Source organism: Tolypothrix sp. PCC 7601, assembly GCF_025677855.1.
GTDB lineage: Bacteria > Cyanobacteriota > Cyanobacteriia > Cyanobacteriales > Nostocaceae > Aulosira > Aulosira diplosiphon.
This window is the reverse complement of the sequence record NZ_CP064879.1, coordinates 8,118,704-8,133,576: the sequence shown is the minus strand read 5'-3', so window position 1 is coordinate 8,133,576 and position 14,873 is coordinate 8,118,704. Positions and strand designations below refer to the sequence as shown.

Below are 14,873 nucleotides of genomic sequence, written 5' to 3'. Positions count from 1 at the left end.
CTATCAATCAATTTGAATTGAAGTTGGTCTACTTGCAGATGAGGTAGTACCAGTTAAGGGTTTGCGGAATTGGGCATAAATGCGATCGCGCCATTCAAAGAACGGTGCATAATCTGGATTATCTCCTAAACCAGGCAAACCTTTACCTTTAAGCTCTGCTGGTAAATCTAAATAAGGCCCTTCGGGAAATTTCAGTAAAATTGATAAACCAGCCACTGCCAGATCAGCTAAACTCGGTTCATCTCCAAGCAAATAAGGGCTATCTGCCAATAGCAGTGTCAGCGCTTCTAAGTCTTGCTTTAAATCTGCGATCGCAGATTTAATTACATCTGGACTATAACCAACTCCCACACCTAAAACCGTTAAGAAATCACGCGGTACTCCCTCAATTAGATTTTTGAGAATATCTGGTGTAGAAGTGGGTAACAAGGATTTACGAAAATTTTGGTCTTGACTAATAGCAGCAAATAGTGCTTTCCGCCCTTTGATACCTATCGATTCATCTGCCCATTCTTCTATTAATAAACATGCACCTCTTTTCTTGGGATCTTTCGGTATCAATGGGCGTTCTGGATACTCTAAGTCTAAATATTTAGCTATTTCTGTTGAATCAGCAATATATCTGCTTCCATCCTTTAAAACTGGTACTTGTCTTTGACCAGTCAGGCGAAACAGTTCTACCTGACCAATTCCTGGTGTAACCTCTATTTTGCGATAATTTAGCTCTTTATAATCTAAAATCAATCGCACTTTTTCTGAGTATTGGGATAGTTCCCATTGGTATAATTCCAGCATTTGAATACCCTATAACTAGTGAATTGAGAAATTGTACTAATTGTATCTTTAGTTGCTGTAATCGTTTTGGTAATTCAATTTTTACTTACGAAGTTCATTGCCAACAAAATTAAATTTTCAGATATTTTTTAGCAAATCTATAAGCTTATCAAAAAAATCTTTCTTTATGGATGCAATTATCAAATAATTAAATTGCTTACCTACTCACGTATAAATTAACTTAACATCTTATTCCTGAGTTTGCACTGATTATTTTAATTTCTCATACTTTAAAATCACTGAAAATCTTTCGTATAAAAAATCACTTTATATTTTACTATAAGTATTGTTTGAATTCCTGCCTTTAGTCAGCTAAACATAAAAATCGTTCTTCTCCAATCCCCAACTCCTAGCCCAGCACGCCAAATTATGTACCTCTGGTTGATAATCCTGCGGGGAAGTGGGGTTATTTTCTCAAAGATTAACTTCTAAGTATGTTGACAAAGTAAAAATAAAATATTCCAGAATTTTTCGCAACTGTTCGCCCAAAACCAGGAACAGATTCAAACTCAGAATTCCTTTTGTTATCTGGCTTTTCTAATTTTGAATTGAAAAATTAGAATATGTATTACCTCTTGCATTGAAATAGGAAACTCTGGAAATAAGCGAGCAAATTTTTTAGCTAGTTTAATCTTACTAAAGATAAAGTATAAAATGTAACAACACTTTGAATAATGATGATTTAAGTTGATAACTAGAGTTGCAAGATTTTTATCTAAAAAATTTATCTCACGACCCACTAGCACCTTTTGGATACTGGCATTGTCAAATGAGTAACTTAATCATCGCACTCAGCAATATTCACTCAGGCAAATAAATTAATTCACTTCATGCACATTATTTGAGCCTGCAAGATAGCTGGAAATTATTACCACAACTATTGTTCACTAATTATGACGTTCTCATGGAATGTGATATTAGATATGTTTGGAAAAAATTTCTTACGTCTTAGATGAGATTTTGTGCGTAGCAAAATGTTATAAGTCTTTATGTAACCTGTGCAAAATAAAAACAAACAAAATTTATGAAGGTCAATTACAGCCAATTGCTAACTAATCTTGCTGGTATAGTAGGAATAGCTGGATGCAGCCTTGTGATTACATTACCTTCACAAGCAAAGGAAGCAACAAATCCTAACCCTAGCATTTTTAGCGAGGCTCCCTATAGCCGTAGTCAACGCATTGAGGCAAACAGTAACTATACACCTGCTCAGGCTACACAAGATACAGCAAAAGGCACAACTGCTAACAGAAATTTGGTAGCACAGAAAACCAAAAAAAGAGGACTCAATCCTAACCCCAGTATTTTCAACGAGCCTCCCTATAATCGCGGTGCTAGCAGTGCAAACACAAGCAGTGGAGAAACTGCACCAACCCCCACCACTCCTGCTGAAGCTGCACCCACTACACCTACAACCGAAGCACCTTCTGCAACACCTACAGCACCTGCAACAGAAACACCTTCTGCAACACCTTCAACACCTTCCAACACAGCTCCTACCCAAACTCAGCCAGCACCAAATTCTAGCAGTACCCAAAACAAGAACTTGGTAGCAATTGCAGAGTCTAATGGATCTTTTAAAACCTTGACTCAAGCGTTAAAAGCAGCTGGATTGACTGCAACTTTAGAAGGAAAAGATAATTTCACGATTTTTGCACCCACCGATGCGGCATTTTCTAAATTGCCTCAAGATGCAGTCCGGGATTTGTTAAAGCCTGAAAACAAAGAAGTTTTGATCAAAATATTAACTTACCATGTAGTACCCGGTAAGGTATTATCTAGCGATTTGAAATCAGGCGAAGTGAAAAGTGTAGAAGGCGGTGCTATCAACGTCAAAGTTGATCCAGCTACAGGTGTGAAAGTAAATGAGGCTACTGTAACTCAGGCCGATATTACAGGCTCTAATGGTGTGATTCATGCAATCGATCAAGTAATTTTGCCTCCGGATTTGTAATGCTGAAGTCGAAGTAAATTCAGAGCCTGCAACTATTTTTATGGGGTGGGTAATGTCTAGTTGCGTTAAGTTTATCTACCCATTCTCAAATAGAAATTAAGCTCATAAAAACCCCGTTAAACGGGGTTTTTATTTCAATTGAAGAAATACTAGTCCATAGCTTCTAATTTCTATAGATATCTGATTTGATTTCTAAAAAAATTTCATACCATTTTAAAAACACAAGGCGACAGTAGATATGGGCACGGCACCAGTAAGATAATTTGACATACCACAAGATTGTGGATGCCGTGCCCCTACAAAGAATTTATTTGTCGCAAATATTATTTGAATTGGTATCAGTACTTAACGCATGATAGGGCTACCGTGATGATGAATTAAATACCATTTACCACCTAGTAATTGAAATATATTTGTGGCGATTGACTGTGCTTCTAGTCTTTGACCCCGAAATACTTGGAGGATATTTTCTCTCAAAATCACATAAGCAATATTGTCAGTTACTTCAGTAGAGATGATATCTAAATTAACTTCTATATAAGCTGTATTTTTAAATATCTGCTCCCAAGAATATTTAACTTCCTTCCAGCCACGCAACGCATTGCGTCCTGGATGAATACAAGTACTACCTGTTCCTTGTGACCAGACTAAACTCATAGCTTCAATATCTTTTTTTTCAAAAGCTCGATAAAAAGCTGTGTTGACTGCTAAAATTTCATCAGATGTCATAAAAAATAGCTAATTAATTCAAAACTAAATGTAGGGTTTTCAACAATTCCTGTACTGTATAAGGTTTAGGTAAAAATGCTGCCTTGGGAACTGTTTGATTGATAGGTGATTTTTCGCGTGTATCTATGCCGCTGACAGCAATAATCGGTAATTTTGGATTCATTGTTTGTAATGTACGAATGGTAGTGGCTCCATCCATATTTGGCATCATCATATCAATAATTGCCGCTTTAATTTTATCTGGATTTTGGGCATAAAGTGCTATTGCTTCAATGCCATCACGAGCTGCAATAATTTGATAATTATGGCTTTCTAAAGATGTTGCTGTTACATCACGAATTGCCGCCTCATCATCTACAATTAAAATCCATTCTCCTCTGCCATGCTCAATTTTACTATCTTCTAATATCTGTGTTGCACTTGTATGTACGGCTGGTAAATATACTTGAAATTCTGTACCTTGATCTATGCAACTTGATACAGTAATAAAACCACCATGTCCTTTAATAATTCCCATCACAGTTGATAAACCTAAACCAGTTCCTTTACCAAATTCTTTGGTGGTAAAAAATGGTTCAAAAATTCTATCTAATACTTCGCTCGGAATACCACATCCTGTATCCGCAACTTTCAGAACTATGTAATACCCAACTTGAGCATCAAGATTCATTCTGGCATAGTTTTCATCAATGTAAATATTTGCTGCTGAAATAGTAATATTGCCACCACTGGGCATAGCATCACGAGCATTAAGGCATAAATTAATTAATACTTGATGTATTTGTGTACTATCACCATAAACAGGTGATAATTCAGCCGTTATTTCTGTAGAGAATGTAATTGATTTAGGAAAAGTTTCTTGGATAATTTCGTTGACTTCTAATAAAATATTTCGCAACTGGATAACTTGGCGATCGCCTTCAATTCCGCGTGCGAAAGATAGTACTTGCTTAACTAAGTTAGCACCACGTTTGACATTATTTTCCACTATCGAGAGCATTTGCGAACTTTGGCGATCGGGTAGTTTATTTTTGAGGAAATGTACCGACATCAAAATTGGTGACAAAACATTATTTAAATCATGAGCAATACCACTAGCAAGAGTGCCAATACTTTCCATACGTTGAGCGCGGAAAAATTGCTTTTCTAGTTGCTTTTTATGGGTAATATCGGTGTCAACAATTAAAATTGATTTGGGTTGAGAATGCTCGTCTAAGACTAGCATCCAGCAACTTTCCACAATAATTTCTCTGCCTGATTTGCTAGTTTTTTGTAATTCCCCTTGCCAAGAGCCTGTTGATAACACAGTTTGACAGATTTCTTGATATTGTAATAAAGGTTCATTATCAAACAGTTGACAAGCATTTTTACCAATAGCTTCCTCTGTCTGCCAACCGTAAAGCTGTTCAGCACTTTTATTCCATAACAAAATATTATTAGATAAATCCCGTAAGACGATCGCATCCGTGGAAATATCCAGCAATGCTGCTTGTTCGCGAATTTGTTGTTCTACCTGTTTGCGGCTGGTAATATCTTCAAAAATATATAAACGTCCAAAATATTGATCATTGCGATCGCGTACTTGGGTAGAGAAGCGTCTAATAGTACGTCCATCGTTAAATTTAATCTCATCTTCGACCACAGCACGGTATTCTTCGCTTTGCAAAGGTTGACATGAAGCTGCAAATGCGGGAATATCTAAGATTAATTTGGCACAATCGGGAATAATATCCTGATTTTGCAATTTTCCCGTTGCCATTTGCGTTTCTAGGTGTTGAATGCCCCAAATCTCGCAAAACTGCTGGTTAAAATAAAGTATATTATCAGTACGGTTATCTACCACATAAAAGGCTAGGGGCGAAACACTAGTCATAGAGCGTAAAAGCGCCTCTTTCCAGCGTAATTCGGCTTCAGCTTGCTGGCGATCGCGCAATGCTGCTTGCTTCTCTTTAATACCGTCAACCAGGTAAGCTAATTGTGGATTTTTCCGGATCTCTAGTTGTCTAATAACTAAGCGACTTAAAGCTTGTAGCGATTCTATTTGTTTCTGGGTTATTTCATGGGGAATGCGATCTACTACACATAAAGTCCCAATCGCTTGTCCTCCTGGTGCGAGCAAAGGAACACCAGCATAAAATCTTACATAAGGTTCGCCAGTGACAATTTCTGAATTAGCAAACTTTGCATCTGCCAAGGTATCAGGAATAATCAAAACATCACACTGTGCTACACAAATTGGACAAAACCCTAAATATCTAGGTAATTGCTCAAAATCCAATCCCACTTTGGCTTTAAACCATTGACGATCAGCATCTACTAAATTAATTACAGCGATCGGTGTATCACAAATCTGCGCGGCTAAGAATACTAAATCATCAAATGTTGGCTCTGGTTTTGTGTCCAAAATTTGATACTGATAAAGAGCCTCAAGCCTTGCTACTTCTGGGGAATACACTGAATATTTCATTAAATTCTGCCTAATCTTGTTGAAAATAGGGATTGGAAGCTAGGGATTGGGGATTAGTTTGTGCTGATCCCACTAACTTGAAAGTGCTGAGTGCAAATCCTATTCCGACTTTTATGCAAGGCTTGTGAAACTTGTTTCATCAGAACTGCTTCTTTTCGCATCAAATTGGATATCTTTTGGAAATCCCTTCAGGGTGACACATTACAGTGTCGCCACAGACAACAATCTGTAGCCAGATATTTGAATAACTGCTGTGACTCATGATTATTGCAATTCATCAAACCAGGAAGATTTAATGCTACTTTCTATGCAGTCTGCTTTCAAAAGCCATGTAAATCATAGCTTACACAACTAGCATCTTATTTAATTCCCTAGTCAGGACTTTAGTCCTCAACATTAGGGATAGAGCGGTTGTCTTCAAACAAAAACTTGAATTTTTTGTGACACTTGCGTAAGCCTTATTAAGTACATTTGCTAATTGGTAACCAATTAATAATTACTTGCCGATTAACTCAGCCTTGCTGATACTTAATACCAATGCACTCGCAAACTATGGGATGTCCGAAAAAGCTAGCTAATAACTTTGTCACTTTTAATTATAGTGATCTGCCTTAAGATGGATGACTACAGAACTGAAGATTGACGTAATTTTACGTAAGATTACAATTTTTAACTTCCATATGACTTTAGCAATCCTCAATCGTCCTGAACCAGAAGATACAGGGCTTGTCCAAGAGATTTGAGTATCTTTGCCCTGTAATTCCCCAAACCAGATAGGATTGCTATATTGGGTTTCAGTTACATAAACTTTGTTGTGACAAATACACTGAACTTTCGCGTTAAACCAAGAGCCGAAGATAGCTTTGCTATTACCCTTGCGCCTTTATCTTTAGAAGAAATCTACGCCAAAGCTGACGATCCTGCAAATGGTGCAGTGGTAGTAATGAGTGGTATGGTTCGCAATCAAACTGATGGGAAACCAGTAATTAGCTTAGAATATCAAGCTTATGAACCAATGGCATTGCTAGTATTTTCCCAAATTGCCGCAGAGATTCGCTCTCTATGGCCTGATGTCAAGCGGGTAGTCATTCATCATCGCATCGGCCGTTTGCAAGTTGGCGAAATCAGTGTTTTAGTAGCGGTGGGTTGTCCTCATCGCAGTGAAGCTTTTGAAGCTTGCCGTTATGCTATTGATACTCTCAAGCACAATGCGCCTGTTTGGAAGAAAGAACACTGGCAAGATGGTTCCAGCAGTTGGGTGAGTATAGGAGCTTGTGAACAGCCAGGACAAAATTGTTAAAATTCCGGAAGTTATCGTCTATGCCCGTGTTTCGTCTAGGGAACAGGCAGAAAATTCGGCGGCGTTAGGAGGACATAGCAGCAGAAATAGACAAGTGGAATAATTAAAAATAAAACTTATAACCTACACATGAAGCCACTAAAACGAATCACATTTAACCCAGAAATCATGGGTGGCAAACCTTGCATTCGAGGTATGCGTGTTACTGTAGGTACAATTGTCGGTTTAATGGCAGCAGGAAATACCCCAGAAGATATTCTCAACGCCTACCCATACCTAGAACGCGAGGATATCTATGAAGCTTTAGCTTATGCTGCATGGCGGGTAGAAGAAATTGAAGTACCCCTTGCTTCTGCATGAAGATTTTAATTGATATGAATCTTTCTCCTGACTGGGTTCCAGTCCTAGAAAGTGCGGGTTTTGAAGCTGTCCACTGGTCAACAATTGGTAATCCCAGTGCTACAGATAAAGAAATCATGGCATGGGCATTAACAAACGACTACATTGTTTTCACTCATGACTTAGATTTTGGTACACTGCTGGCAATGACTCAAGCTGATGCACCCAGTGTCATTCAAGTGCGATCGCAAGACATCCTACCAGCTAAGTTAGGTAATTTAGTTATCAATGCCTTGCGTCAATTTCAGCAAGAACTAGCAATGGGTGCTTTGGTAACAGTGGATGAAGCAAAAGCAAAGGTAAGAATTTTACCAATTCAAGACAACTAGTGAAAAACATATATCTTAGCTGTGTAGGGTTCTAGATCTGTAACTAAACCATCTTGACCTACTTCTACCTCACTGTGGCTAAAGTAATCTTGCCAATTTTCAGCGTTTGGGAATTTGGGAATGCAATAGTTAGTCAGCTTCTGCTCATGGAAATTTACCACAACCACAACTTGAGAACCTTGCTCATGCCAACGGAAGTATGCTAGAAGTTTTGCGTCTGCATCTTCATAGAAAAATTCTATATTGTCACTTTGCAGGGCTAAATTATGTTTCCGTAGGGCAATGAGTTGTTGGTAATAGTGCCATAAATCACGATTTTCCGCATTTTCTAACAAAGGCCAGGCTATTTTCTTAGGTTGAGTTACACTTTCGCTTTTTTTCTTGTGTTCGCCAAACTCTTCACCCATCCATAGCATCGGTATACCCTTTGCTGTCATTAACAGCGCCGCCGCTAATTTAGCCCTTGTAAATGCAGCTTCCCCAAAGATACCTCGGTTACCTAATTCTCTGAATAAACGATCGCGATCGTGAGTTGATAAATAATTTATGACATTTCTACCAGTTTTATAACCCTGCTGTTTGGGATCTAAAACTTGCTTGAGATGATCTAACTCAAATTTTTCACTACAAACATGGGGAACTATAAAATAGTGAAAACTTTCGTGCCAGCAAGCATCAAGTGGCCCCTCTGGTGTTGTGACTTTGCTGGTATCGGGAATATGTTCTGCAATATTATAAAATGGCTTAGGTGCAGTATTCTTTTTTGCTTGTTGAGCCAGCCAGTGCAGAAATTCAAAGTTAGCTAATTGGCGCACGGCATCAAAACGAATGCCATCAATGTGATATTCTTGAACCCAAAAACGCACCACATCTCCAACGTATTTCCAAGCAGGTTTAACGTCTAATTTTTCATTATAGTTATCATAGTTAAACTCTGGCCCCCAATAATTATCCGGGTCTTCTGGATAATGCATATATTCGTAGTACCAGTAGTTTCTATCTATCAGCATTAACGGGCATTCTTCATCCGTATGGTTATAAATTCCATCCATGAAAACCCGAATACCTCTACTATGACACTCATCAATGAACAGTTTTAAATCTGCTGTTGAGCCATAGCTAGATTCTGTGGCAAAAAAATGCCGGACTTTATAGCCCCAGCTATAATCGCCTGGATACTCATTCACAGGCATTAATTCAACTGCATTGATGCCTAAATCACGCAGATAATCTAGCTTTTCAATAGCATTTAAGTATTTTCCTCTTTTGTCACTATCAACTTCACCTCCAGTAAAATCAGCAACATGCATTTCATATATGACTAATTCCTGATTTTCTGGCAGAGGAATATCATCATGTTGCCAAATGTAAGTATCTACTATAGGTTTACCATCTTTAATTTGTACTATGCCTACTTTTTGTTGCTCATCAACATCAGTAGCGTAGGGGTCAATTACTTCTACCCATTCATCGGGGGAAAAATTGGGGCTTTTGGTTTGGACGCGAAACTTATATTGATAAATACCATCTTCTAAGTTTAATTGAGTATAAAAATAACCATCTTCGCCTTTTTTCATTGGCATTTCTTGCCAATCAGAAAAAGAACCTATTAATGAGGCTTGATTGTTACGGGGCGCGAACAATTTAAATTCAATTACAGCAGACATTTTGTCACCTCAGAAGATGTTTAAAAACGACCCCAAAAACCATGTAATTAATCCCCTAACTGCTTGAGAATCAGGATGCTGTTTCTGCTTCTTCAAGATAGTTGGGGGATTTATAGAAGATAAACATTACTAAAGGATATTTATTCTCTAGTTAATTCATCGGCATCTTATAAAAGTTAGCTATTTGCTGAACCAACTGGTACTGATGCATCTGCAATTGAGGCGTTTTGTAAAATAGGCTGGCGAGTTTTTATGTCAAATTTATAGCCATGTGGAAGAATATGTAATTTGGCTCCGAAAATTGCCAACGGTTCATCCTTCAAAATTTCGTCAATATTGTTGTGTGTGGCTTCTGATTCATCAACAATTGTCACCGCACCTTCACCAATTACTTCAATTTGGTGATCGGTAACTACCATAGCAGTATTTTCGTCAATACCAAATCCTAAGTCAGCGGGTTCTTGTAACAAAGCAGAAATTAAACGTCCCAAACGACCACGTTGTGAAAAATGTTGGTCGATGACTACCCCTGGTAAAAAGCCCATTCCCGGCCCCATATCCACAATTTCAATTCGCGGATTTGTTTCGGAATCACCTTCTACAATCATTTTATCAGGCATTACTGCTGCGCCAGCACTTGTACCTGCTATCACAACACCTTCAGCAAGTCTATTGTGAATAGCTTTATCAATTTCAGTATCCTTAAGAATGCCAGTGATGCGCGCTTGGTCGCCTCCAGTAAAAAATATCCCGGTGGCATCATTAATTGCTTGTAAAGCTGTTGATGAAGATGCATCTTCGCGAGTTTCTGTATCAACTATCCGAACTTTTTCTGCTCCTAAGCGTTCAAAAACTCTAATATAATTTTCTCCAACTTCTCTAGGCAGTTCTGTTGCTGCTGTCATAATGACAATATGAGCTTTTGTACCTCCAGCTCGCCGTAGAAACTCGCGCAGGATTTGGCAATCCCCTTCTTTATCTTCAGCACCACCAATAATTACCAACTGCCGTTTAATATCGGTCGTCACCATGATCTCACCTAAAATTTTATGTAAGTATTTTCAATAAAGCATGACAATTACAGATATCAAATCATCCATTTGGTAGATTAATAAATTAAAATTATTGACAAGCTTAAATAGTCTCAATTGTAAATATTTTATACTCCAAATAAATACGAGGATATTTTTATATTGCAAACAATATATATCAGCCTCTAGATACTAGTTCTAGAGGCTAAAAAATCATTTTCTTATTTGAATTTAAGTAACATCAGAGTATTTGTTAATTGCTAAGAATTGCACGAAAAAATGAAACTTGATTTCTCTATCCAGAGTTATCTAATACAGGCGGCTGCGATAAAGTAAGTTAACTAAAAAAAGACGTGCTTGTTCTAGTGGGAGATGTCGAGGTTTACCCTGGTAGACAATTTGATATTCGTTGCTGTCTGGGCCATCTCCATGACCAGAAATTAGCTTTTGGTGAAAAGCTTCATCAGCAAGTTGCCGAACTTCATTTCTTAAGGAAATTTGTGTATTGTTCATACTTTGCTGTCTATGACGATCCGTATTCTAGATATATAAAATTAAAAAGTAATTTGCACCTTTCAAAGGTTATATTTTTGATGACAGAGAACTTAAAGTAAAAATATTCGCTGTATACTCCATACTGAGTAATAAAAATTGAAAAATTGTGATTATACCCTGGGATAGCTGAAAAAGTCTTGCAGTAGAGTTAGGCTGTGCCAGTAAGGGTTGAGTTTTATACTCTGAACAGTCGTTAAGCGATCGCTTCCCAGCAATACACAAGAATCAATTGACCATCGATAGGTCTGGGTAAACGCAAGTCAGCGTCCGGACTTCAGGGTGTTTAGCTAGAGGTTTATTATCAATGCTTCAAGAAAAAAGCACCGATGCAGTCCGCATCAATGCCAGAAAAACCGACGTATTCGATATTTTCAAGTTCAAGCATTACCAGGGCCCTAATCCCTATTTAGAAGTAGGGGCGCTAGTATTCAACTTTGTGCTAACCGAGTATAGAAAACCTCTACCCATTGAGGACTTAGTTTCAATTATTAGCGATCGCTATCCAACTTTAGCCAATCAAGAATATGAATCCTATGCCCATCTGTTTGCCAAAACTCTATCGGAAGTAGGCAAGCTGGAGATGGGTTTGCACCTCACCCGGTGGAATGTGCAACCAAATTCCAATTCTGTGTATATCGCTATCCAATCTCTACATGAACGCACAACTAGAGGGGTAGTCTACTTTGTTTGGGATTGGTTTGAGGCTATCAACCGAGATGCAGATTTCCTGTTTGAGGATGAGTTAGCACGTTTACAAAATAGATTTAGACAATCTGTCTACGGTGGCCCTACAGTTTACGCCTTATTGCGAACAGCTTACGAAAAAGCTATTCCCACTTTTTATCTCTGGGAAGAAGGATTGACGCAGTATGGCTATGGTAAAAAACATATTCGTGGTATAGCCACAACTTTTGACTGCGATAGCCATATAGATTCTGACTTTACTACTCGCAAAGACGATTGTAAGGCTTTCTTAAAAACCTTGGGCTTCCCTGTACCGGAAGGTGATATTGTCACTACTGAAAAGGACGCTTTAGCAGTAGCTAGAGAAATTGGCTATCCAGTCGCAGTGAAGCCTGTAGTCGGACACAAAGGAATTGGTGTGACAGCCGAAGTTCAAGACTCGGAAGAACTAGAATCTGCCTATAGTAGGGCGCTGGCGGCGATTCCTGAAGAACAATCTACAAGGATCATTGTAGAGAAAAGCATATCCGGCGCAGATTTTCGCTTGCTATGCGTAAACGGCAAATTTGTCGCCGCTACGGAACGCCGTCCTGCTTCAGTTGTTGGTGATGGTTACTCCACTATTGATGAGTTAATTCGCGAAGAAAACCGCAAACCTGCACGCTGGGATACACCCACTTCTCCTATGAGTAAAATCCAGCGTGATGAAGCAATGGAATTGTACTTAAGAGAACAGCGTTTAACATTAGATAGTGTGTTGGAAAAAGACCGCACTGTTTATCTTCGCAAAGTAGCAAATCTCTCGGCTGGCGGTATGAGTATTAATGCCACACATACCGTTCACCATGACAACATTATTTTGGCACAGGATATTGCCCAACACTTCCGCTTAACTTGTCTGGGTATTGATGTAATTACCAAAAGCCTCTCGGAATCTTGGAAGGATGGTAATTTTGCTATCTTAGAAATCAACGCTGCACCTGGTATTTTGATGCATTTAAATCCGGCAGTTGGTGATAGTGTGGATGTACCTTCTCATATTTTAGGAACATTTTTTGAGTCAGGTGCAGAAGCAAGAATCCCAATTATTACCTTTAACAAAATATCAGTTCAAGAGTTGCAAGAAACGATAGACCATATTCTTTTGCAACATCCTGATTGGACAGTGGGTGCTGTTTGCCGTGATGGGCTGTTTGTGAATCGGTCGAGAAAGATTTTAAGCAAAAATTACAACAGCAATCTTCAAAGCTTGTTACGTAATCCCAAACTCGATTTACTCATTGCTGAATATGGAGATGAGATTTTAGAAGAGGATGGAATGTTTTATCAAGGTAGTAACATAGTTGTTCTTGATAACCCCAACGAGACTGAAATGATGTTAGCGCGAGATGTCTTAGAAGGCTCGACTGTAGTAATTAGAAAAGGAGACAATATTTCAATTAGCCGTAAAGGGTTAATTGAAGATTACAGTTTAGGCGAGGATGAACCATTTACAAGGGTTTATTTGAAAGAAGTCGGCACAATTTTGTAAGTTTCATCAATGTAGTGGCGTGACCAGGCTAAAATGTTGCAATAATTTTTCTTGTGGGGTGGACATCTTGTCCGCCCCGGACGGGTGAGACACCCATCCCACAAGAGTTTTTTCATGCACTATTTAGTCTTGTCAGTCCACTAGATTAATTACTATTTCAGCTTGTCATAGGCTGCTAAAATAACTTTTTCTGTTTCCTCCCAGCCAATGCATTTATCTGTTACAGAAACACCATATTTTAATTCTGATTTCTGGCAATTGACTGATTGACTACCTTCAAATAAATTCGATTCCAGCATCATACCGACAATTGAAGTATTGCCATCAACTACTTGTTGAATCACATCTTCTAAAACCGCAGATTGTAATCTGTAATCTTTATTCGTATTACCATGACTACAGTCAATCACAATTCTGGGTGGTAATTTTGCCTCTTTCAATTTTTCTTCTACGGTTTTGACACTGGCTGCATCAAAGTTAGGTTGATTTCCACCTCTTAAAATCACGTGTCCGTATGCATTACCTCTAGTTTGAAATACACTCACCTGTCCATCTTGATTAATTCCGAGGAAATTGTGAGGCATTCTCGCAGATTGTAAGGCATTTAAAGCTACTTGGATATTACCATCTGTACCGTTTTTAAACCCTACAGGCATGGAAAGTCCACTTGCCATTTCTCGGTGAGTTTGTGATTCAGTGGTGCGTGCGCCAATAGCAGACCAAGCTATAAGTTCACTGATATATTGAGGGATGATTGGGTCAAGTGCTTCTGTCGCTGCTGGTAACCCTAATTCGGCAATTTGTAGCAGCAATTCTCGCGCAATTAATAAACCATTTTCTACATGAAAAGAATCATCCATTTCGGGATCGTTGATTAATCCTTTCCATCCTACTGTGGTTCTGGGTTTTTCAAAGTAAACCCGCATTACTAGTAATAGTTTATCTTTAACTTTCTCTGCTAAATTTTTTAATCGTTGCGAATATTCTAGTGCTGCTTTGGGGTCATGAATCGAACAAGGCCCCACAACTATAAATTTTCTTCTGTCTTGAAAATCTAGAATTTGTTCTAGTTCTTCGCGATATTTCAAAACAGTTTCTTCGGCTGATTTAGTTAATGGTAATTTTGATTTTACTTCGTTAGGAGTTAGTAAGACGTGAGAGTTCTCAATGTTGGCGTTGAATAATATATGGTGCATGGAGCGGAAATTGTGATTTATGCTACTAAATTGAGACTTAAAAATTATACACATTTATAGTCAAAAAATACACCAAAATATCATAGAACGCTCAAATTACCAAGGCTTATAGCTGACTAATTTTTGACTCAAGTGTATTTTATTAGACCTAATAAAACCTCCTCATAACTCAGGTGATCAAGCTAAAGAAAAAGGGG

The 14,873-nt window shown here is 38.3% G+C and carries 14 protein-coding genes; 7 read left to right on the top strand and 7 right to left on the bottom strand.

What is annotated here, in order from left to right:
• Positions 1 to 3: 3 nt before the first annotated feature.
• On the bottom strand, positions 4 to 795 hold the full coding sequence (locus HG267_RS32895; RefSeq protein WP_045874586.1) for a glutathione S-transferase family protein: 792 nt from the start codon (positions 793 to 795) through the stop codon (positions 4 to 6).
• A 1,063-nt stretch (positions 796 to 1,858) separates the two neighbouring features.
• On the opposite strand from HG267_RS32895, the gene HG267_RS32890 reads away from it, so the two are divergent.
• Positions 1,859 to 2,788 carry a fasciclin domain-containing protein gene (locus tag HG267_RS32890; RefSeq protein WP_096621743.1) on the top strand — a complete coding sequence of 310 codons (930 nt, stop codon included), beginning with the start codon at positions 1,859 to 1,861 and terminating at the stop codon, positions 2,786 to 2,788.
• 345 nt (positions 2,789 to 3,133) lie between these two features.
• Here the strand turns inward: HG267_RS32890 and HG267_RS32885 are convergent, their stop codons facing one another.
• Positions 3,134 to 3,517 (bottom strand): nuclear transport factor 2 family protein, encoded by a 384-nt coding sequence (locus HG267_RS32885; RefSeq protein ID WP_045874584.1) that lies wholly within the window; start codon positions 3,515 to 3,517, stop codon positions 3,134 to 3,136.
• 13 nt (positions 3,518 to 3,530) lie between these two features.
• On the bottom strand, positions 3,531 to 5,984 hold the full coding sequence (locus HG267_RS32880) for a PAS domain S-box protein (protein WP_045874583.1): 2,454 nt from the start codon (positions 5,982 to 5,984) through the stop codon (positions 3,531 to 3,533).
• A 620-nt stretch (positions 5,985 to 6,604) separates the two neighbouring features.
• Here HG267_RS32880 and HG267_RS32875 point away from each other — a divergent pair.
• The 5 genes from HG267_RS32875 to HG267_RS32855 all read left to right on the top strand — a co-directional run bounded on the left by HG267_RS32875 (position 6,605) and on the right by HG267_RS32855 (position 8,012).
• Complete coding sequence (locus tag HG267_RS32875) at positions 6,605 to 6,727, top strand: hypothetical protein (RefSeq protein WP_255325381.1); 123 nt, start codon at positions 6,605 to 6,607, stop codon at positions 6,725 to 6,727.
• 71 nt (positions 6,728 to 6,798) lie between these two features.
• Positions 6,799 to 7,284, top strand: coding sequence for a molybdenum cofactor biosynthesis protein MoaE (locus HG267_RS32870; RefSeq protein ID WP_045874582.1), 486 nt, complete (start codon positions 6,799 to 6,801; stop codon positions 7,282 to 7,284).
• Positions 7,259 to 7,387 (top strand): hypothetical protein, encoded by a 129-nt coding sequence (locus tag HG267_RS32865; protein WP_255325380.1) that lies wholly within the window; start codon positions 7,259 to 7,261, stop codon positions 7,385 to 7,387. Before HG267_RS32870 ends, HG267_RS32865 begins: the two co-directional genes overlap by 26 nt.
• Before the next feature lie 26 nt (positions 7,388 to 7,413).
• A complete protein-coding gene (locus HG267_RS32860; RefSeq protein WP_045874581.1) occupies positions 7,414 to 7,644 on the top strand; it encodes a DUF433 domain-containing protein in 231 nt (76 codons plus the stop codon).
• Positions 7,641 to 8,012, top strand: coding sequence for a DUF5615 family PIN-like protein (locus tag HG267_RS32855; RefSeq protein ID WP_045874580.1), 372 nt, complete (start codon positions 7,641 to 7,643; stop codon positions 8,010 to 8,012). Before HG267_RS32860 ends, HG267_RS32855 begins: the two co-directional genes overlap by 4 nt.
• On the opposite strand, the gene HG267_RS32850 is transcribed toward HG267_RS32855, so the two are convergent.
• From HG267_RS32850 to HG267_RS32840, 3 genes are all read right to left on the bottom strand, one after another.
• Positions 8,009 to 9,679, bottom strand: a complete 1,671-nt coding sequence (locus HG267_RS32850; RefSeq protein WP_045874579.1) for an alpha-amylase family glycosyl hydrolase — start codon at positions 9,677 to 9,679, stop codon at positions 8,009 to 8,011. The two genes, HG267_RS32855 and HG267_RS32850, sit on opposite strands and share 4 nt — an antisense overlap.
• A gap of 176 nt (positions 9,680 to 9,855) precedes the next feature.
• Positions 9,856 to 10,710 (bottom strand): cyanophycinase, encoded by an 855-nt coding sequence (locus tag HG267_RS32845; RefSeq protein WP_045874578.1) that lies wholly within the window; start codon positions 10,708 to 10,710, stop codon positions 9,856 to 9,858.
• 309 nt (positions 10,711 to 11,019) lie between these two features.
• Positions 11,020 to 11,223, bottom strand: a complete 204-nt coding sequence (locus HG267_RS32840; protein ID WP_045874577.1) for a hypothetical protein — start codon at positions 11,221 to 11,223, stop codon at positions 11,020 to 11,022.
• 346 nt (positions 11,224 to 11,569) lie between these two features.
• On the opposite strand from HG267_RS32840, the gene HG267_RS32835 reads away from it, so the two are divergent.
• The gene (locus tag HG267_RS32835; RefSeq protein ID WP_045874576.1) at positions 11,570 to 13,480 is read left to right on the top strand and encodes an acetate--CoA ligase family protein; all 1,911 of its coding nucleotides are present in this window, start codon (positions 11,570 to 11,572) and stop codon (positions 13,478 to 13,480) included.
• Positions 13,481 to 13,632: 152 nt separating this feature from the next.
• Here HG267_RS32835 and HG267_RS32830 read toward each other — a convergent pair whose 3' ends face one another.
• Entirely contained in the window at positions 13,633 to 14,676 is a 1,044-nt protein-coding gene (locus HG267_RS32830) for a 3-deoxy-7-phosphoheptulonate synthase (RefSeq protein WP_045874575.1), read from the bottom strand.
• Between the last annotated feature and the right edge of the window lie 197 nt (positions 14,677 to 14,873).